Consider the following 18190-nt stretch of genomic DNA (forward strand, 5'->3'; position numbering starts at 1 on the left):
CTTCAGACCTGTTCGAGTGCCTCGTTCAGAGCGCGCTCCAGGTCAGCCTTGTAGCGTAGATACAGATTGCTTGAACTCTGTCCGTCACCGAGCAGGCCCGAGAGGTCGAGGTCGGTGATGTAGCAGCGATAGCGTTCGCTGTCGCGGCGCTGCTCGACGATCTCCTGGGCGACCACGCTGAACAGCTGGTCGCCATGTTCCAGCTCACTGAATTCCCGTTGATTGCAATACAGCGTGACCTGCACTTCGCCCGGTGCGGCTTTGCCGACGATCGCCTGCACGTCGTAGAACGGCTTGTTTACCGGGGTCTGCGGTGCTGGTCGCGCTTCGACCCGTCGCGCGCGCCCCGGACCCGAAGGCAATAACTGGTAATACAACGTTTCGAGACGGGCACCCGGGCCGGCGTCCATCGGCAACACGGCTTCGCGACGGAACAGGATCGATTGCAGGAAACGCTGCAACGGCACCAACAGACTCTGCTCGTCGTGATAAGGCAGATGCTGCTGCCACAGCGCATTGAATTCATCCAATACGTACAGCTCGGCTTGCTGTTCGGTGATGCGGTAGAACACCTGAATGCATTCCGGCTGGCCCATTGGCAGGATCAGCGCGAGGTCGTGCTCCTCCAGCGCCATCGGGTCCAGGTGCAGCGGGCTGTAGCGCGGCTGTTCTTCGCCGAGGTAATCGAGCAGTGCCGGCAGGGTCGCGAGGGCGACGTGGTTGACCTGGCCCGGCACCAACTCCAGCACGTGATAGTGCTGCTGCACTTGAATCAGGTAGCGGTGGTTCAAATCACTGAGCAGCAGGTTTTGCGCGGTGTCGACGATTTCCTCGACACGCCGGGCAATGAACTGCGCGCGGTTGTGGCAGAAACAGCGCACCTTCAACGACGGTTGCAACGGCCCGCGTGGCAGGTTGTTGAGGTAATCGCGCAGGCAATCGAGCAGGGCGTGCGGGCCGTCGAAGCGGTTGACCAGCACTTCGTTCCAGCTGTTGAGCGTGACTTGATCGAGGGTCAACACGAGGTTTTCGCGCACACCGGCGTAGCTCAGCGAGTCGGTGCGCTCGGTGGTCATCAGGATGTTGAGGTCGCGGTGATGCTTGAGCGGGTCGACGCCGACGTTGACCAGCATCAGCACTTCGCTCGGCACAGCGGCGCGCAGCAATGGCTCTTCGGCCACAGTGGGCAATGGCAAAGCGATGCACTGTTGCAGGCTGCCGAGCAGGTTGAACAGCTCGAACTCGCTCAGGTCGCTGGTGCCAGGGTGTAGCGCCAGGCGGGTGCTGCTGTCGATCACGCCGTTGCGGTGACTCCACGTCAGCAGTTCAAGCAACTCGCGGCTGCGCTTGATCGGCGCAAAGTGCTCCCACTCCAGCGCGGTGAGGCTGCCGTTGTACAGGCCCCACTGGGTTTGCCCAGGTTCCTTTTTGTTGCGCGATTGCACCAGCGTCAGGGTGTCTTCGGCCAGATCGGGGGCGATGCCGGGGTTGATGAACTCGACCTTGTCGGCCTTGCGTTCGAAGGCGGCATAGAGCCGGCGACCGAGCACGTTGAGGTCGCGCTTGTTGATCAGGCTGACCGTCTGTTCGGTGCGGGCGAATTGAGTCAGGAAGCGATAGCTGTAATTCAGCTCGTTGACCAGCGCGCGGCGCTCGGCGCTGACCTGACGGACTTTCCACTGGCTGCGGCTGTCGAGTAGCGCCAGTTGCCGCTGATCCCAATGCCATTCGCTGGCCAGCCGTTCGAGCAACGAACGTTGCCAGCTCTGGGTGCGACTGTTGCCGGTGAGCTTGCGGTTGACCTTCAGATACAGCGCGCGGCGCACCAGTTCCAGGCGTTCCGGCTCGTTGCGCGCAATGAGGTATTCCTCGATGCGCCGGTACACGACCATGTACGGATCCAGCTCATCGAGATCGAGCTGATTGGCGAACACGGCTTTCTTGAAGCGCAGGCTCAGGCACTGCACGTGCGGGTGCTCGCTGGCGTAGACCTCGGTCAGCAACAGTTTGAGCACCGATTTGTACGGTGACTCGATGCCCTTGAACAACTGCCACAAACCCGCGCCGATGAACTCTCCCGGTGGAATCGTCGCCAGATGGCCGAGATCCAGGGTTTCGTCGGCGCGAATGAAGCGCTTCGACAGCAGGGTGTGGGTGTACAGGTCGTAGGCGGTTTCCTCGTAAACCGGCACCAGCCACCAGATCGGCGTGCGCCCGGCCAGCCAGATCGCGGTGCGGTAGAACTCGTCCAGCAATAGATAGTGTTGGGTGCTGCCGCAGTTTTCCGAGCTGAGTTGGGTGTCGCGCTCACCTTTGACGAAGCGCACCGGGTCGATCAGGAAGAAATGCGCCTCGGCGCCCTGGCTCGCGGCCCAGGCTTCCAGCAGTTGGCATTTCTTGCTCAGCTCAGTGAGTTCGCTTTCGTTGAGGTCTGGCGCATGGCAGACCCACACGTCCATGTCGCTCTGATCGGCCTGCGCCAGCGTGCCGAGGCTGCCCATCAGAAACAGACCGTGAATAGGTCGCGGCGGGTTGCTGCCGTGGCGTGGCTTGTAAGAAAACGATCGGGTCAGGCGCTGGGCTTCGGCGAGCACATTGGCGTCGGGCTCGTAATTAGACAGACCAGCCGGCGTACTGCCCGAGACATAGCCCGGCAGCAGCGGATGGTTGACGTGGAAGAACAGCGGCAGCAGCGTCAGTACGCTTTGCTGGCGTGTCGACAACCCTTCGAGGGCGCGCCCAAGGCGGCCTTCATTGAGTTTGAGAAACCGCGCGCGCAGTTGGCTGAGGACTTTGCGGTCAATGCCTTCGTCCAGGTCGGGGCGGATTTCGTGGGTGCGCGTCATGTCAGCTCAAACCGGCTCGCAGGCTCGGACGTAGAGGGTCTCGGAATGTCAGGCAGTTTAGCCTTAGCGCGGCGGGACTTTTAGCTGATTTTGTTTTTTGACGTCAGATTTCTATCGCGGACGAACAGGCAGGCCCGCGGAAATCCCGTGGCAGGAGTTCCCGTGGGCGAAGTCGGGGAGGATCAGGCGGTTTCTTGCTCTCTCAGAATGGTCAGCACGGTCTGCACGTTTTGTGCTGCATCGCGACCGAGGCTGGTCAGATAACCGCCATCGGGCTGATCAGTCAGGTCTTTTTCAAAGAGGCGTTTGGCGGCAGAAATATGTTTCGGGGCAGCGGTCTGATGAATTTTCAAACCTTCCTGGGAACTGTCCAGGGGAAAGAGTGCGAGGACTTCCAGTTCGGCAACCAACTCAGGGGTAAGCGACATAAGGACTCCAGACTTTCTAGGAATTGGACGACAGCGCCCCTAAGGTGAACCCGCTTTTGCGGCATGTCCAGTGCTCAGATCAGGGATTTTGTCTTGAGGCGGATTCCAGTGTAGTCCCCATAAAAAAGATCGCAGCCTTCGGCAGCTCCTACAGGGGATTTATGTAGGAGCTGCCGAAGGCTGCGATCTTTTGATTCAGGATTTTTCTGGCGGCAACTCAGGCAACTCAGGCAGCGCACGCAGCGCCGCTTCGTACCATTCAGTATCAAATGCGCGATCTTCATCGAGCATCGCGTCAATCTCGTAGGCCAGCACGTGCGCCATCAGATTGAGGATTTCTTCGCGCTCAACGCCGACCAGGGTCAGTTTGTTGAACGTCGCTTTGGCGGCCGGCGGGTTGTCGCTTTCGATCTGGTTCTCGATGGCTTCGATCAACGTCGCTTCGGTGAACTCTTCTTCGTCGTTGTCATTGTCGATGTCTGTCGGCTCGCTCATGGCAGGCTCCTCAAGGAAAGGCGCCAGTTTACCCGCATTCAGCGGCGTGATGCTGCTGGCGGGATTGGCCTGCACGTTCTATAAACAGGCACTGCCCACCCCGCACGGCCTGGAGGCTATGTGATGCTCAAGCTCTACGGATTCTCAGTCAGCAACTACTACAACATGGTCAAGCTGGCGCTGCTGGAAAAAGGCCTGCCGTTCGAAGAGGTCACGTTCTACCCGGCGCAAACCCCGGAGTCCCTGACCATCAGCCCGCGCGGCAAAGTGCCGGTGCTCGGCGTCGATGGTGGTTACATCAACGAAACCGCGATCATCCTCGAATACCTGGAGCAGACCCAGAAAGGCACAGCGCTGCTGCCGAGCGATCCGTTCGAGCGCGCGCAGGTGTTGGCGATTGCCAAGGAAATCGAGCTGTACATCGAGTTGCCGGGGCGTGCCTGTTATGGCGAAGCATTTTTCGGCATGACTTTGCCGGACGCGATCAAGGAAAAGACCAAGACTGAATTGTTGCTGGGTTTTGCGGCCTTGGGCCGACACGGCAAATTCGCCCCGTACGTGGCGGGCGACAGCTTGAGTATTGCCGATTTGTACTTCCTCTACAGCGTGCCGCTGGCCTGTGCGGTCGGGCAGAAGCTGTTCGGGATTGATTTGCTGGCAGAGATGCCGCAGGCGAAGGCGTTGCTGGAGCGGCTTGAGCAGAATCCGCATGTGCAGAAGATTGCGGCGGACAAGGATGCGGCGATGCCAGCGTTTTTGGCGATGATCGCTGCCAAGAAGTGATTTTTGTAGCGTTCTGAAGTCAGTCATCGCTGGCAAGCCAGCTCCCACAGGTCTTTGGGTCGAACCAAAATTGTGTTCCAGCAAAGAACCCTGTGGGAGCTGGCTTGCCAGCGAAGCGTTTAGCGGCTGGCGATCAGCGCTTGACCGCGCACTACAGCAGCCTTGACCTGCGCCGGCGCAGTCCCGCCGATATGGTCACGGGCATTCACCGAGCCTTCCAGGGTCAGCACGGCAAACACGTCCTGCTCGATCTGATCGCTGAACTGGCGCAGTTCTTCCAGGCTCATCTCGGCCAGATCCTTGCCCGTGTCCACGCCGTACTTCACGGCATGGCCAACGATTTCATGGCAATCACGGAACGGCAAACCACGGCGCACCAGATAATCCGCCAGGTCGGTCGCGGTGGAGAAGCCACGCAGCGCCGCTTCACGCATGATCGCGTGCTTCGGTTTGATCGCCGGGATCATGTCGGCAAAGGCGCGCAGCGAGTCGCGCAGGGTGTCGGCGGCGTCGAACAGCGGCTCTTTGTCTTCCTGGTTGTCCTTGTTGTAGGCCAGCGGTTGGCCTTTCATCAAGGTCAGCAGGCCCATCAGTGCGCCGAACACACGGCCGGTCTTGCCACGTACCAGCTCTGGCACGTCGGGGTTTTTCTTTTGCGGCATGATCGAGCTGCCGGTGCAGAAACGGTCCGGCAGATCGATGAACTGGAACTGCGCGCTGGTCCACAGCACCAATTCTTCGGAGAAACGCGACAAGTGCATCATCGCGATGCTCGCGGCCGAGCAGAATTCGATGGCGAAATCGCGATCGGAAACGTTGTCCAGCGAGTTGCCGCCAACCGCGTCAAAACCCAGCAGTTGTGCGGTGTATTCGCGGTCGATCGGGTAGGTGGTGCCGGCCAGCGCGGCGCTGCCCAGCGGCATGCGGATGGTGCGCTTGCGGCAGTCGACCAGACGCTCGTAATCGCGGCTGAGCATTTCGAACCAGGCCAGCATGTGGTGCCCGAACGTCACTGGCTGCGCGGTCTGCAAGTGGGTGAAGCCCGGCATGATGCTCGCAGCTTCGCGCTCGGCTTGCTCCAGCAGGCCTTTTTGCAGACGGGTGATTTCGGCGAGGATCAGGTCGATCTCGTCACGCAGCCACAGGCGGATGTCGGTGGCCACCTGGTCGTTGCGGCTACGCCCGGTGTGCAATTTTTTACCGGTGACACCGATGCGATCGGTCAGGCGTGCTTCGATGTTCATGTGCACGTCTTCGAGGTCGATGCGCCAGTCGAACTGGCCGGCCTCGATTTCGCCCTGAATGGTGTTCAGGCCGTCGATGATGCTGTCGCGCTCGGCATCGGTCAGCACGCCGACCTTGGCCAGCATGGTGGCGTGGGCGATCGAGCCCATGATGTCGTGGCGATACAGGCGCTGGTCGAAAGTGACGGAGGCGGTGAAGCGGGCGACGAAGGCGTCGACGGGTTCACTGAAGCGGCCGCCCCAGGACTGATTGGTCTTGTCAGTGCTCATGAATTCGCTCGTATCGGCTTGAAGAAAAAAGGCGTGAAACGCTGGCGCGGATAATAACAGGGTTGCCCAGACTGTCGCTGACACCGGTCGATACGTTTTTTTCTCATTGGCTCAGTCATAGTCGGCGCTGCGCCCGGAAGATTTGCGCAAGGATATTTTTCGATTGAGCAATATCGGCCCGACGAGCGTCTACAGTAGGACATAAGGGTCGGCGCGACTTTCGATCGCGCAAAGGTCTGGCCGCCGACTATAAGAAGAGGGGGGTGGGTGTAATTGTCCTTCGGCAATCCCCGTGAGAAACGCAGGAAACAGCGGGCTTTGAGCAGTACGACCCGGACACTGGCAAATATTGCTGGCCGACGTACGGCACTTTTTGGCGCTCGGGCTAGTCTTAGCGTGGATCGCGGTGACGGACGTCACTTCACCTGTCTACGCTATCCTTGTGCGAGACTCACGCAGGAATCCAGCGCAATATGAATGTCCTGATCGTTGATGACGAACCACTGGCTCGCGAGCGCCTCAGCCGAATGGTGAGCGAGCTCGAGGGTTATACAGTTCTGGAGCCCAGCGCCACGAATGGCGAGGAGGCGTTGGCACTGATCGACAGCCACAAACCGGATATCGTGCTGCTTGATATCCGCATGCCGGGCCTCGATGGCCTGCAAGTTGCTGCCCGTCTGTGCGAACGAGAAACGCCGCCCGCCGTGGTGTTTTGCACCAGCCCCGATGAATTTGCCGTGGAAGCCCTGCAGGCCAGCGCCGTGGGCTATGTGGTGAAACCCGTGCGAACCGAACATCTGCATGACGCCCTGAAACGGGCGGAACGTCCCAACCGGGCGCAACTCTCGGCCCTGACCCGTCCCGCTGCCGAAAGTGGCACCGGCCCGCGCAGCCACATCAGCGCCCGCACCCGTAAAGGCATCGAACTGATCCCGCTGGATCAGGTGGTCTATTTCATTGCCGACCACAAATACGTGACCTTGCGCCACGAGGCCGGCGAAGTGCTGCTCGACGAGCCACTGAAGGCTCTGGAAGACGAATTCGGCGAACGCTTTGTGCGTATCCACCGCAACGCCCTGGTCGCCCGCGACCGCATCGAACGTCTGCAACGCACGCCGCTGGGGCATTTCCAACTGTTCCTCAAAGGCCTCAATGGTGATGCGCTGATCGTTAGCCGTCGGCACGTGGCCGGTGTGCGCAAAATGATGCAGGGCCTGTAATCCGGACATTTCCGGGCGGCTCACACTTCTTTCCATCGGGCACTGCAGGCCAGGGAGGCCGCGCCGACTCTGATTCAAGTCAAAGTGGATTTGGCTGAGCTGTTATTATCCGCCGTATCTATTCAGTACGGATTGATCCATGTCCTCTCGCGAAATCCGCATCGCCACCCGTAAAAGTGCGCTGGCCCTCTGGCAGGCCGAATACGTCAAAGCCCGTCTGGAAGCGGCCCACCCGGGCCTGCTGGTGACGCTGGTGCCCATGGTCAGTCGCGGCGACAAGCTGCTCGATTCGCCACTGTCGAAAATCGGCGGCAAGGGCCTGTTCGTCAAAGAACTGGAAACCGCGCTGCTGGAAAACGAAGCCGACATCGCCGTCCACTCGATGAAAGACGTGCCGATGGACTTCCCCGAAGGCCTCGGTCTGTTTTGCATCTGCGAGCGCGAAGACCCGCGCGATGCCTTCGTTTCCAATACCTATGAAAGCCTTGAAGCGTTGCCTGCCGGCAGCATCGTCGGCACCTCCAGTCTGCGCCGTCAGGCGCAACTGCTGACGCGTCGCCCGGATCTTGAAATCCGCTTCCTGCGCGGCAACGTCAATACGCGTCTGGCCAAGCTTGATGCTGGCGAGTACGACGCGATCATCCTCGCAGCGGCCGGCCTGATCCGCCTCGGTTTCGAAGAGCGCATCACTTCGGCAATCAGTGTCGATGACAGCCTGCCGGCCGGTGGCCAAGGTGCGGTCGGTATCGAATGCCGCAGCGCCGACACGCAAATCCACGCCTTGCTCGCCCCGCTGCATCACGCCGACACCTCGTCGCGGGTGACTGCCGAACGTGCCCTCAACAAACATCTGAATGGCGGCTGCCAGGTGCCGATCGCCTGCTACGCCGTGCTCGAAGGCGAGCAGTTGTGGTTGCGCGGTCTGGTCGGCGAGCCGAGCGGTGGCAAGCTGCTCAGCGCTGAAGCCCGTGCGCCACGTGCTAATGCCCAAGCATTGGGTGTGCAGGTAGCTGAAGATCTGTTGAGCCAGGGCGCCGCCGACATTCTCAAAGCGGTCTACGGCGAGGCAGGTCACGAGTGACCGCTTGGCGCCTGCTGCTGACGCGCCCTGCGGAAGATTGTGCGGCGCTCGCCGAGACGTTGGCGGCGCAGGGCGTTTTCAGTAGTTGTCTGCCGCTCCTGGACATTGTCGCGCTGCCCGTCTCTGACAAGATTCGTCAGGCGATTGCGCAGTTGCCGGGTTGCAGCGCGGTGATCGTGGTCAGCAAACCGGCGGCGCGCATTGCACTGGATTTGCTCGGCGGCTCGCCTGCGCTGACGATGCCGTGGTTCAGCGTCGGTGCGGCAACCGCGCAGATTCTTCTGGATCGCGGCCTCGATGCGCACTTCCCGTCTGAGGGCGATGACAGTGAAGCGTTGCTGCAATTGCCGCGTCTGCGTGAGGCGGTCAGCCAGCCCGGTGCGCAGGTGTTGATCCTGCGCGGGCAGGGCGGGCGCGAGCTGCTCGCCGAGCGTTTGCGTGAGCTAGGTGCTAGTGTCGAGTATCTGGAATTGTATCGACGTGACCTGCCAGCCTATGCACCGCACGCGTTGCCGCAGCGGATCGCAGCGGAACGCTTGAACGGGCTGGTGGTCAGCAGTGGACAGGGTTTCGAGCACCTGCGCGAAATGGCTGGCGATGCCTGGCCCGAGATTGCGCAGCTGCCGTTGTTTGTTCCAAGCCCAAGGGTCGCCGAGCTGGCACGTGCCGCCGGGGCTCAAACAGTTGTGGATTGCCGCGGCGCGAGTGCCGCGGCTTTGCTGACGGCGTTACGGGAGCATCCCGGGCCCGTTCTCTAATGCAAAGGATGGATACGTGAGCGAAACAGCCTTGCCAAAAGATGATGTCCAACCTGTCGTGCTTGAAAAGCAGGTTGAAACTCCACCGCCGGCCAACGAGCCGCGCCGAGGCAATGGACTGGCCATCGTCGCCCTGTTGCTCGGTGCTGCCGGTGTCGCGATCGGTGGCTGGGGTGTCTGGCAGGTCCGTCACCTGCAGACCAACACCCAACAACAGTCGGGCCAGGTGCAGGCGCTGAACGATCAGGCGCAGAGCCTGAAACTCAACGAGCAGCGTCTGACCGAGCGCCTCGCGCAGTTGCCGGGCGCCGACGAACTTGCCGAGCGCCAGCGTCTGGTGACGCAGCTTCAGGGCGATCAGCAACGCCTCAACCAACGCCTGGAAACCGTTCTCGGGGCGAGCCGCAAGGACTGGCGTCTGGCCGAGGCCGAACACCTTCTGCGTCTGGCCAGCCTGCGTCTTTCCGCGTTGCAGGACATCAGCAGCGCGCAGGCACTGGTGCAGGGCGCCGACGAAATTCTCCGCGAACAGAACGACCCTGGTTCTTTCGCTGCCCGCGAGCAAGTGGCGAAAACCCTGGTGGCCCTGCGCAGCACCGCGCAGCCGGATCGCACCGGGCTGTTCCTGCGCCTCGGCGCGTTGCGCGATCAGGTCATTGACCTCACCGAGCTGGCGCCGGAGTACAAGGACCGTGGCGAATCGCTGCTGGGCCTGACCGCCGACGGTGACGGCGCCAGTCGCTGGGCACAGTGGTGGGATCAGGTTTCGCGTTACATCCGTATCGATTTCAACGCTGACAAGAATGTGCGGCCGCTGCTGGCCGGGCAGAGCCTGAGCCAGGTACGTCTGGCCCTGAGCCTGGCGCTGGAGCAGGCGCAGTGGGCGGCGCTCAACGGACAGGCGCCGGTTTATACCCAGGCACTGGCCGAGGCGCGTGACGTGCTCAAGGGCAATTTCAATCCGGACAACCCGCAGAGCAAAGTGATGCTGGAGCAGGTTGGCGAATTGAGCAAAGAGCCGGTCACGGTAAACACGCCGGATCTGGCCGGCACTCTCGGCGCGGTGCAGGCGTATCTGGAACGGCGCAACGTCAATGCTGAAGAATCGGTGAAACCTTTTGCCAAGCCTGCCGCCAATTCCGCGCAGGAGGCGACGCCATGAAGCGCCTGTATGTGATCGTGTTCCTGGTGATCGCGGCGACAGCGGCGCTGGGTTTTGCGGTGGCGCAGCATTCCGGTTACGTGCTGGTCGCCTACAAGAGCTTTCGCTACGAAGCGAGCCTGTGGGCAACGCTGGCGGTCATCGCGGTGCTGTGGCTGCTGATCTGGGGCATCAAGGCGTTAGTCGAGCTGGTGATGACCTCCAGCGGCGTGGTCAATCCATGGTCACGGCGCAACCGCAGCCGTCGCGTGCAAGTGGCGATCGAACACGGGCAACTGGACCTGGCCGAAGGGCGCTGGGCCAGCGCGCAACGTCATCTGCATCGCGCGGCTGAAGCTGAACGCCAACCGTTGCTGTACTACCTCGGCGCTGCGCGCGCCGCCAATGAGCAAGGCAATTACGAAGAATGCGACCGTCTGCTGGAGCGTGCGCTGGAGCGTCAGCCGCAGGCCGAACTGGCGATTGCCTTGAGCCATGCGCAACTGCAAACCGATCGTGGCGATACCGATGGGGCGCTGGTCACACTGCAAGCGATGCACGAGCGTCATCCGCACAATGCGCAGACGTTGCGTCAGTTGCAGCGCCTGTATCAGCAGCGTGGTGAATGGTCGGCGGTGATTCGCCTGCTGCCGGAGCTGCGCAAGGACAAGGTCCTGCCAGCGGCCGAACTGGCTGAACTCGAACGACGCGCCTGGGGCGAGAACCTTTCGTTGGCGGCGCATCGCGAAGAGGACGGCACGGTCGGCCTGCAATCGCTCAATCGGGCATGGCAGCAACTGACTTCCGCGCAACGTCAGGAATCGCCGCTGGTGCTGGCGTATGCCGAGCAACTGCGGCAGTTGGGCGCTCAGGTGGAAGCCGAGGAAGTCTTGCGCGGCGCCATCAAACGCAAGTTCGACAGTCATCTGGCCCGCCTGTATGGCCTGGTGCGCGGCAGCGATCCGGCGCGTCAGTTGCAGACGGCTGAAGGCTGGCTCAAGGAGCATCCGAATGATCCGAGCCTGCTGCTGACCTTGGGGCGTCTGTGCCTGCAAACCAGCCTGTGGGGCAAGGCGCGCGATTATCTGGAAAGCAGCCTGCGTGTGCAGCGCAATCCGGAAACCTGCGCGGAACTGGCGCGTTTGCTGGCGCAACTGGGTGATACCGAGCGCAGCAACCAGCTGTTCCAGGAAGGCCTCGGTTTGTTGGATGAGCGCCTGCTGGCGGCGCCGTTGCCGGTACCTGCTCGCGCCTGAAAACACGGGGGAGTTCGCTCCCTCGTTTACGTTTCGCGACTATTGATTGCCTGCAAATCAGCCTCGAAGGCAAAGTCCTACAGCGTGCTTTACCTTTTCCTCTCTACCCTGTCGGGTTTTCCCTACACCTTTACCGAAGTGTCGCCAGCCCACCGCCTTGAAAGGCTGACGCGCTTTCCTCTACCGTAACTGCCTGTCTCTATTGTTACGGAAAAGCCATGTCGTTGGCCTGCTCACGCTCCTTGTTTTTCATGGCTTTCACCGCAGGGGCTATTGCCCTGGGAGCTTCCTATTACCTTGAATACGCGGTTGGCCTGGTGCCGTGCAGCCTGTGCCTGGTGCAGCGATTGTGCATGACGCTGCTCACAGCCTGTTGCGGACTGGCGGCGGTGCACGGCCCGCAACGCCTCGGTCTGTCGTTCTATTGGGTGGCCGCGCTGGGTGCGAGCCTCGGCGGAACCACTGCGGCCTGGCGACAGGTGTTGTTGCAGAGCGATCCGGTGTTACAGCTGGCAAACTGCTCACCCGATCCAGCCACCTTGTTCAGCAACCTGCCATGGCTGTGTGCGGCGGTGCGGATGTTTAACGGCAGCGCCGATTGCGCGGAAATTTCCTGGACGCTGTTTGACCTGAGCGTTCCAGAGTGGAGCCTGCTGTTCTTTATGGCCGTCTCCGTGCTGGCGTTTTTTCAACTCGTGCGACAGGTCTGGAACGCTCTGCAACGACCGCTCAGCGGCGAAGCGTCGCACCGGGGGCTGGTCAGGGATTAAACACTTGTATGAACTTTATCTCCTGCGTACCTTGAAGCCATAGGCGTGCGGGCATAATCTGGCCCGCACGTGTCATTGGATTTATGTTGCTCGATGACGCTCTGCCCGTCCGCACTCCAAGCGATAAACCAGAAGAGAGGCGCGGGTGTAGAGCAGCATGACCCACAAGGGAAGAGAGATCGCCATGCTCGAAAGTTGTCAGAATGCTCAGGAACGCTGGGGTGGAGTTCATCTGCTGATCGACCGCTGGTTGCAAGAGCGTGAAGATCTGATCGGTGCCTACGACAAACTGGGTGCACAGCCTGAGTCGCTGTCCGAGAGCCGCAAGCCCTTGCAGGAATTTTGCGGTGTGCTGGTCGATTACGTGTCGGCCGGGCATTTCGAAATCTACGAACAGCTGACCGGCGAAGCCAAGGCGTTCAACGACAAGCGCGGCCTGGAACTCGCCGAGACAATCTATCCGCGCATCGACGTGATCACCGAGAAGCTGCTCGCGTTCAACGATCTGTGTGATGAGGGCAAATGCGTTGCCGAGAAATTCAAGGAGCTCGGTGGTTTGCTGCACGAGCGCTTCGAACTCGAAGACTGCCTGATTGAAGTGCTGCACACAGCGCACAAGGAAGAAGATCCGGTCCAGGCCTGATCCTTTCTACCGATCAAAAAAAACGGTGCGCCCAAAGCGCACCGTTTTTTATTGCCTGCTCAACTGGTCGCGCCGCGCAATTCCACTTCAAACACCAGCGGTGTGAATGGCGCGATCAGGTCACCGGCACCGTCCGCGCCATACGCTTGATCCGATGGAATCACCAGGCGCCATTTCGCGCCCACCGGCATGTTTTGCAAAGCGGTGCGCCAACCGGCGATCACGCTGTCGAGGTTGAACCATTGCGGCTGAGTGTTCTGATCGAACACGGTGCCGTCGGGCAAGCGACCGACATACAACACCTGCACTTTTCCATCCGGCCCGGCTTTGGCGCCAGTGCCAGGCGTCAGCTCGGTCAGGAGGATGCCGTCGGCCAATTCCTTCACGCCCGGCTTGGCTTTTTCTGCCGTGAGAAACCGCTGCTCGTTTTCCATCGCGGCATCACTGGAAGGCTGCGCCGAATGTTCGGCATTTTGTGCTTCGTGATCAGCCAGAATCTGTTCGATACGTGCTTCGCTCAGTGCCAGCGGCTTGCCTTGATAGGCTTGCTGCAAGCCTTCGACCAACGCTTGAATCTGCAACTGCGGAACCTCCTGACGCAGGCGTTCACCCAGGCTTGCACCGAGACTGTAGGCGAGATCGTGAGCGTCATTCGCGGTGGTTTTTTCGTCGGCGTGAGCCACTGAAAAAACCATGCAGAGGGATAAAAAAAGGTAGCGCGACATGGGCACTCTCCGTCCTGAGATGCGGTGGATTATGCCAGCGCAAACGTCTGCAACGGTGAACTGCTTTTGACTTGTCGAAGAACATTTTCACTTCGTTGCAACGCAACCGTTTCGATACTGTCAAGATGACCTAGCGGCGGTAGCAGCAGAGGTCTAGTATGAGCCGCATTCACGTCAGCCAGGAGGTAAACCATGTCGGCCACCAAGAAGCCTGTAAACACTCCGTTGCACTTACTCCAACAACTCTCGGGCAGCCTGCTCGAGCATTTGGAAAACGCTTGCTCGCAAGCCTTGGCTGATGCTGAAAAACTGCTCGCCAAACTGGAAAAGCAACGCGGCAAGGCGCAAGAAAAACTGCACAAATCGCGTACCAAATTGCAAGACGCAGCGGCTGCCGGTAAAGCCAAGGCACAGACCAAAGCCAAAGGCGCAGTGAAAGAATTGGAAGATCTGCTCGATGCGCTCAAGGATCGTCAGTCCGATACCCGCAGCTACATTCTGCAACTCAAGCGTGACGCCCAGGAAAGCCTGAAACTGGCCCAGGGTGTTGGCCGCGTTCAAGAAGCAGTGGGCAAAGTATTGTCGACTCGCTTGGCCAAACCAGCAGCGGCACCGGCGAAGAAAGCTGCTGCAAAACCTGCTGCAGCCAAAGCTCCAGCGAAAACTGCAGCGGCCAAGCCTGCTGCAAAAGCGGCAGCTAAAACCGCTGCCAAGCCTGCTGCAAAAGCACCGGTGAAAGCCGCTGCAAAACCAGCGGCCAAAGCGGCTGCAAAACCTGCTGCGAAAAAACCTGCTGCGGCGAGCGCTGCAAAACCAGCGGCTAAAACCACAGCGGCAAAACCTGCTGCGCGTACTGCCGCTGCCAAGCCGGCTACCCGTGCCGCTGCTGCTAAACCAGCTGCTGCCAAAGCTGCTCCAGCGAAAGCCACCGCTGCTAAACCGGCCGCCAAACCTGCTGCCAAAGCTGCGGCAAAACCTGCTGCGGCAAAACCAGCTGCCAAGACTGCCGCTAAACCAGCAGCAGCCAAGCCTGCGGCAAAAGCGCCAGCCAAAGCTGCTGCAAAACCGGCTGCCAAACCAGCCGTGAAAGCCGCCGCCAAACCGGCAGCCAAGCCAGCCGCTAAACCGGCCGCTGCTGCCAAACCAACGACTGCTGCCGCCAAGCCTGCTGCTGCAAAACCAGCTGCGAAACCTGCCGCAAAACCAGCCGTTAAAAAGCCAGCCGCTGCCAAACCAGCTGCGGCCAAACCGGCTACCGCGCCAGCCGCCAAACCTGCCGCACCGGCAGCGTCGGCTGCGCCAGCGGCACCCGCTCCAGCCGCTACGACCTCGACGCCATCGACTGCGCCATCGCCAGCCGCTGTGTCGAGCACCAGCAACAACCCAACCAGCGCTTCCTAAACGCCGGTCGCCGCGACGCGCAGCACTTGCAGCGCGTCGCGGTTCGGGTTGGCCGCCGTGCCGGCCAAGCCTTCAAGCCAGGTCATCGAACCTGCATCGTTTCGCGTCCATTCCTGCGCCACACCTTCAAGCCGTGACAGCAACGCTCGCTCAGCTTCCAGCTCAAGTGATTTGATCTGCTCGCGCATGCCTTTCAACACCGCGTCATCCACCGCCCGTGCTTTCCATTGCATACGCAGTGTCCGCAGCGGTTGCACCACTTCGATATCCCAAGGCTCGGTGAGCGCCTGAAGTTCGCTGACGCGTTGTTCATCGCAGGTCACCCCGCGTTGCTCCAGCCATAAACCGCACAACAGCAGGCACACGTTCGCGCCCGCCGTTTGCAGTTGCAGGCAGGCGTCTTCCACGCCCGGACGGGCGTAGGTGGCAAGGGAAAAGCTCCACAGGTCAGAGGACATCGTGCTACTCGCGCCAGTTGTGAGCGAAGCTGGTAGACTCCGCCGCCATTATGATCCGACTTCAGAACCTGACTTTACAGCGTGGCCCGCAACGTCTGCTAGAAGACGCCGAGCTGACCCTGCACGCCGGCCACAAAGCCGGCCTTATCGGTGCCAACGGCGCCGGCAAATCGAGCCTGTTCGCCTTGATTCGGGGCGAACTGCACCCCGACTCGGGTGACTGCTTCTTGCCGGCTGACTGGCGCATCGCCCACATGCGCCAGGAAATCGAGACGCTCGAGCGCCTTGCCGTCGACTATGTGCTCGATGGCGACCTGCGTCTACGCGAGGTGCAACGTGACCTCGCCGCTGCCGAAGCCGCGCATGACGGTGCCGCTCAGGCCCGTCTGCACTCGGAACTCGACAGCGCCGACGGTTACACCGCCGATGCGCGAGCGCGCAAGTTGCTCGCCGGTCTCGGTTTCACCAACGAGCAGATGGATCGTCAGGTCGGGGATTTCTCCGGTGGCTGGCGGATGCGTCTGAACCTGGCGCAAGCGTTGATGTGCCCGTCGGATTTGTTGCTGCTCGACGAACCGACCAACCACTTGGATCTCGACGCCATCATCTGGCTCGAAGAGTGGCTGAAAAACTACCCGGGCACCTTGCTGCTGATTTCCCACGACCGTGATTTCCTCGACGAAGTCGTCGATCACGTCGCGCATGTCGATCAGCGCAAGATCACCTTGTATCGCGGTGGCTACAGCGCCTTCGAGCGCGCCCGTGCCGAGCGTCTGGCCCAGCAGCAACAGGCCTACGAGAAGCAGCAGGCGCAACGTGCGCACATGGAAAGCTACATCGCCCGCTTCAAGGCGCAAGCGACCAAGGCCCGTCAGGCGCAGAGCCGGATCAAGGCCCTGGAGCGGATGGAAGAGTTATCGGCAGCTCACGTCGATTCGCCGTTCGACTTCGTCTTCCGCGAGTCGACGAAAATCTCCAGCCCGCTGATCGACCTGTCCGATGCGCGTCTGGGTTACGGCGACAAAACCATCCTTGAGAAGGTCAAGCTGCAATTGACCCCGGGTGCACGGATCGGTCTGCTCGGGCCGAACGGCGCGGGTAAATCGACGCTGATCAAGAACCTCGCCGGCGAGCTGTCACCGATCGCCGGGCGCCTGACCCGTGGCGAGAACACCGTGGTCGGCTACTTCGCTCAGCATCAGCTCGACTCGCTGGATTCCAAGGCCAGCCCGTTGCTGCACATGCAGCGCCTGGCGCCGAGCGAACGCGAGCAGACCCTGCGCGACTTCCTCGGCGGTTTCGACTTCCGTGGTGCGCGCATCGATGAGCCGGTGCTGAATTTTTCTGGTGGCGAAAAGGCGCGTCTGGCCTTAGCGTTGATCGCCTGGGAACGTCCGAACCTGTTGCTGCTCGACGAACCGACCAACCACCTCGACCTGGAAATGCGCCTGGCGCTGACCATGGCGCTGCAGGAATTCAGCGGCGCGGTGTTGGTGGTATCTCACGATCGGCACTTGCTCAAAAGCACCACCGACAACTTCTATCTGGTCGCGGACGGCAAGGTCGAAGAGTTCGATGGCGACCTTGAAGACTATGCGCGCTGGCTGGTGGAATACCGCCAGCGCAACGCGCCGGTCAGCAACACTCCGGCCAACCCGGACAAGACTGACAAGAAGGCTCAGCGTCAGGCAGCGGCTGCGTTGCGTCAGCAACTAGCGCCGCACAAGCGCGAAGCCGACAAGCTTGAAGCCGAGCTGGGCAAGCTCCACGAGAAGCTCGCCAAGGTCGATGCCAGCCTCGGCGACAGCGATATCTACGAGCCGGCGCGCAAGAACGAATTGCGTGATCTGTTGGCCGAACAAGCCAAGCTGAAGGTTCGCGAAGGCGAGCTGGAAGAAGCGTGGATGGAAGCTCTCGAGACGCTGGAAAGCATGCAGGCGGAGTTGGAGGCGCTGTCCTGATGGAAGCGTTCAAGCTGCCGCTGCCGGCGATGTGGGTCGAGCCAATCTGGCTGGGCGTGCAGATTCTGCTGATCCTGCTGGCTGGCTATCTCGCCCAACGCTTCGTTGCCAAGTGCCTGACCCGCCTGGGTGAGCGTTATCCGTTCCCGCCGCAGTTGCTGATGCCGCTGCGTGGCGTGCTGCGCTGGCTGATCATGGGCAGCGCAGTGATCTTTGTTTTGGAACGCCTCGGTGTTTCGGCCACGGTGTTGTGGACGGCGCTGTCGGGTTTCGTCGCGGTGGCGGCGGTGGCGTTCTTCGCGATGTGGAGTGTGCTGTCGAACCTGCTGTGCGCGATTCTGATCTTCACGGTCGGGCCGTTTCGGCTGGGCGATATCGTTGAACTGGTCGACACCACGGACAAGCCTGGCGTGAAGGGGCGGGTGGTGGCGATCAATCTGCTTTACACGACGTTGATCGAAGCGGAAGAGTTGGGGACGGGGAGCGCGATGGTGCAGGTGCCGAACAGTCTGTTCTTCCAGCGTTCGGTGCGGCGTTGGCGTGGGACGGATGTGTTTCCGTCTAGCGGTTTTGAGAAGTAGGGTTTCAAGCAAGATCAAAAGATCGCAGCCTGCGGCAGCTCCTACAGGGATCGTATTCCAATGTAGGAGCTGCCGGAGGCTGCGATCTTTTGCTTTTAGCTCCGATCCGCATTAGCTTGAGCGTCTGTC

General features: G+C 60.8%; 17 protein-coding genes and 1 pseudogene. 12 read left to right on the forward strand and 6 right to left on the reverse strand.

The features are described 5' to 3' along the window. Positions 1 to 2: 2 nt before the first annotated feature. From ACQ4MY_RS23720 to ACQ4MY_RS23730, 3 genes are all read right to left on the reverse strand, one after another. Positions 3 to 2846 carry a class I adenylate cyclase gene (locus tag ACQ4MY_RS23720; RefSeq protein ID WP_440096661.1) on the reverse strand — a complete coding sequence of 948 codons (2844 nt, stop codon included), beginning with the start codon at positions 2844 to 2846 and terminating at the stop codon, positions 3 to 5. A gap of 182 nt (positions 2847 to 3028) precedes the next feature. After that, positions 3029 to 3274 (reverse strand): TIGR02647 family protein, encoded by a 246-nt coding sequence (locus tag ACQ4MY_RS23725; RefSeq protein ID WP_008084565.1) that lies wholly within the window; start codon positions 3272 to 3274, stop codon positions 3029 to 3031. A 195-nt stretch (positions 3275 to 3469) separates the two neighbouring features. Then, on the reverse strand, positions 3470 to 3769 hold the full coding sequence (locus tag ACQ4MY_RS23730) for a hypothetical protein (protein WP_440096662.1): 300 nt from the start codon (positions 3767 to 3769) through the stop codon (positions 3470 to 3472). A 123-nt stretch (positions 3770 to 3892) separates the two neighbouring features. On the opposite strand from ACQ4MY_RS23730, the gene ACQ4MY_RS23735 reads away from it, so the two are divergent. Next, the gene (locus tag ACQ4MY_RS23735; protein WP_440096663.1) at positions 3893 to 4552 is read left to right on the forward strand and encodes a glutathione S-transferase family protein; all 660 of its coding nucleotides are present in this window, start codon (positions 3893 to 3895) and stop codon (positions 4550 to 4552) included. A 119-nt stretch (positions 4553 to 4671) separates the two neighbouring features. On the opposite strand, the gene argH is transcribed toward ACQ4MY_RS23735, so the two are convergent. Beyond that, the gene (argH, locus tag ACQ4MY_RS23740) at positions 4672 to 6066 is read right to left on the reverse strand and encodes an argininosuccinate lyase (RefSeq protein ID WP_440096664.1); all 1395 of its coding nucleotides are present in this window, start codon (positions 6064 to 6066) and stop codon (positions 4672 to 4674) included. Positions 6067 to 6402: 336 nt separating this feature from the next. Between argH and ACQ4MY_RS23745 the strand changes: the two are divergent. The 8 genes and pseudogenes from ACQ4MY_RS23745 to ACQ4MY_RS23780 all read left to right on the forward strand — a co-directional run. After that, positions 6403 to 6543: pseudogene (locus ACQ4MY_RS23745) on the forward strand (sensor histidine kinase); the annotation flags it as partial. Next, positions 6540 to 7286: a LytR/AlgR family response regulator transcription factor gene (locus ACQ4MY_RS23750; RefSeq protein ID WP_007911111.1), complete on the forward strand. Its 747-nt coding sequence runs from the start codon at positions 6540 to 6542 to the stop codon at positions 7284 to 7286. The pseudogene ACQ4MY_RS23745 and the gene ACQ4MY_RS23750, both read left to right, overlap by 4 nt. Before the next feature lie 139 nt (positions 7287 to 7425). Continuing rightward, positions 7426 to 8367, forward strand: a complete 942-nt coding sequence (hemC, locus tag ACQ4MY_RS23755) for a hydroxymethylbilane synthase (protein WP_008084557.1) — start codon at positions 7426 to 7428, stop codon at positions 8365 to 8367. After that, the gene (locus ACQ4MY_RS23760) at positions 8364 to 9125 is read left to right on the forward strand and encodes a uroporphyrinogen-III synthase (RefSeq protein ID WP_008084556.1); all 762 of its coding nucleotides are present in this window, start codon (positions 8364 to 8366) and stop codon (positions 9123 to 9125) included. The genes hemC and ACQ4MY_RS23760 overlap by 4 nt, the downstream gene beginning before the upstream one ends. Before the next feature lie 16 nt (positions 9126 to 9141). Then, complete coding sequence (locus ACQ4MY_RS23765) at positions 9142 to 10287, forward strand: uroporphyrinogen-III C-methyltransferase (protein ID WP_440096665.1); 1146 nt, start codon at positions 9142 to 9144, stop codon at positions 10285 to 10287. Further along, complete coding sequence (locus ACQ4MY_RS23770) at positions 10284 to 11522, forward strand: heme biosynthesis protein HemY (protein WP_008084551.1); 1239 nt, start codon at positions 10284 to 10286, stop codon at positions 11520 to 11522. Before ACQ4MY_RS23765 ends, ACQ4MY_RS23770 begins: the two co-directional genes overlap by 4 nt. 218 nt (positions 11523 to 11740) lie before the next feature. Further along, positions 11741 to 12292, forward strand: coding sequence for a disulfide bond formation protein B (locus ACQ4MY_RS23775; RefSeq protein ID WP_440096666.1), 552 nt, complete (start codon positions 11741 to 11743; stop codon positions 12290 to 12292). A 184-nt stretch (positions 12293 to 12476) separates the two neighbouring features. Beyond that, a complete protein-coding gene (locus tag ACQ4MY_RS23780) occupies positions 12477 to 12935 on the forward strand; it encodes an Rsd/AlgQ family anti-sigma factor (protein ID WP_064116385.1) in 459 nt (152 codons plus the stop codon). 59 nt (positions 12936 to 12994) lie between these two features. On the opposite strand, the gene ACQ4MY_RS23785 is transcribed toward ACQ4MY_RS23780, so the two are convergent. Further along, positions 12995 to 13660, reverse strand: a complete 666-nt coding sequence (locus tag ACQ4MY_RS23785) for an FKBP-type peptidyl-prolyl cis-trans isomerase (RefSeq protein WP_158832105.1) — start codon at positions 13658 to 13660, stop codon at positions 12995 to 12997. 192 nt (positions 13661 to 13852) lie between these two features. Between ACQ4MY_RS23785 and ACQ4MY_RS23790 the strand changes: the two genes are divergently transcribed. Continuing rightward, a complete protein-coding gene (locus tag ACQ4MY_RS23790) occupies positions 13853 to 15061 on the forward strand; it encodes an AlgP family protein (RefSeq protein WP_440096667.1) in 1209 nt (402 codons plus the stop codon). Here ACQ4MY_RS23790 and ACQ4MY_RS23795 read toward each other — a convergent pair. Continuing rightward, positions 15058 to 15519, reverse strand: a complete 462-nt coding sequence (locus ACQ4MY_RS23795) for a TIGR02444 family protein (RefSeq protein ID WP_401242928.1) — start codon at positions 15517 to 15519, stop codon at positions 15058 to 15060. The two genes, ACQ4MY_RS23790 and ACQ4MY_RS23795, sit on opposite strands and share 4 nt — an antisense overlap. A gap of 50 nt (positions 15520 to 15569) precedes the next feature. Here ACQ4MY_RS23795 and ACQ4MY_RS23800 point away from each other — a divergent pair, with 50 nt between their 5' ends. Continuing rightward, positions 15570 to 17480: an ATP-binding cassette domain-containing protein gene (locus ACQ4MY_RS23800; protein WP_440096668.1), complete on the forward strand. Its 1911-nt coding sequence runs from the start codon at positions 15570 to 15572 to the stop codon at positions 17478 to 17480. Further along, positions 17480 to 18061, forward strand: a complete 582-nt coding sequence (locus ACQ4MY_RS23805) for a mechanosensitive ion channel family protein (RefSeq protein ID WP_008084536.1) — start codon at positions 17480 to 17482, stop codon at positions 18059 to 18061. Before ACQ4MY_RS23800 ends, ACQ4MY_RS23805 begins: the two co-directional genes overlap by 1 nt. Positions 18062 to 18190 lie beyond the last annotated feature (129 nt).

This window comes from Pseudomonas sp. SM4 (assembly GCF_051913165.1).
Taxonomy (GTDB): Bacteria; Pseudomonadota; Gammaproteobacteria; order Pseudomonadales; family Pseudomonadaceae; genus Aquipseudomonas.

Bases quoted from the DNA above. Each gene is read 5' to 3' on its own strand.
- ACQ4MY_RS23725 (WP_008084565.1), bottom strand. From the start codon at position 3,274: ATGTCGCTTACCCCTGAGTTGGTTGCCGAACTGGAAGTCCTCGCACTC.
- ACQ4MY_RS23735 (WP_440096663.1), top strand. From the start codon at position 3,893: ATGCTCAAGCTCTACGGATTCTCAGTCAGCAACTACTACAACATGGTC.
- hemC (WP_008084557.1), top strand. From the start codon at position 7,426: ATGTCCTCTCGCGAAATCCGCATCGCCACCCGTAAAAGTGCGCTGGCC.
- ACQ4MY_RS23785 (WP_158832105.1), bottom strand. From the start codon at position 13,660: ATGTCGCGCTACCTTTTTTTATCCCTCTGCATGGTTTTTTCAGTGGCT.
- ACQ4MY_RS23730 (WP_440096662.1), bottom strand. From the start codon at position 3,769: ATGAGCGAGCCGACAGACATCGACAATGACAACGACGAAGAAGAGTTC.
- ACQ4MY_RS23795 (WP_401242928.1), bottom strand. From the start codon at position 15,519: ATGTCCTCTGACCTGTGGAGCTTTTCCCTTGCCACCTACGCCCGTCCG.
- ACQ4MY_RS23780 (WP_064116385.1), top strand. From the start codon at position 12,477: ATGCTCGAAAGTTGTCAGAATGCTCAGGAACGCTGGGGTGGAGTTCAT.
- ACQ4MY_RS23800 (WP_440096668.1), top strand. From the start codon at position 15,570: ATGATCCGACTTCAGAACCTGACTTTACAGCGTGGCCCGCAACGTCTG.
- ACQ4MY_RS23720 (WP_440096661.1), bottom strand. From the start codon at position 2,846: ATGACGCGCACCCACGAAATCCGCCCCGACCTGGACGAAGGCATTGAC.
- ACQ4MY_RS23790 (WP_440096667.1), top strand. From the start codon at position 13,853: ATGTCGGCCACCAAGAAGCCTGTAAACACTCCGTTGCACTTACTCCAA.
- ACQ4MY_RS23770 (WP_008084551.1), top strand. From the start codon at position 10,284: ATGAAGCGCCTGTATGTGATCGTGTTCCTGGTGATCGCGGCGACAGCG.
- argH (WP_440096664.1), bottom strand. From the start codon at position 6,066: ATGAGCACTGACAAGACCAATCAGTCCTGGGGCGGCCGCTTCAGTGAA.
- ACQ4MY_RS23805 (WP_008084536.1), top strand. From the start codon at position 17,480: ATGGAAGCGTTCAAGCTGCCGCTGCCGGCGATGTGGGTCGAGCCAATC.
- ACQ4MY_RS23750 (WP_007911111.1), top strand. From the start codon at position 6,540: ATGAATGTCCTGATCGTTGATGACGAACCACTGGCTCGCGAGCGCCTC.
- ACQ4MY_RS23775 (WP_440096666.1), top strand. From the start codon at position 11,741: ATGTCGTTGGCCTGCTCACGCTCCTTGTTTTTCATGGCTTTCACCGCA.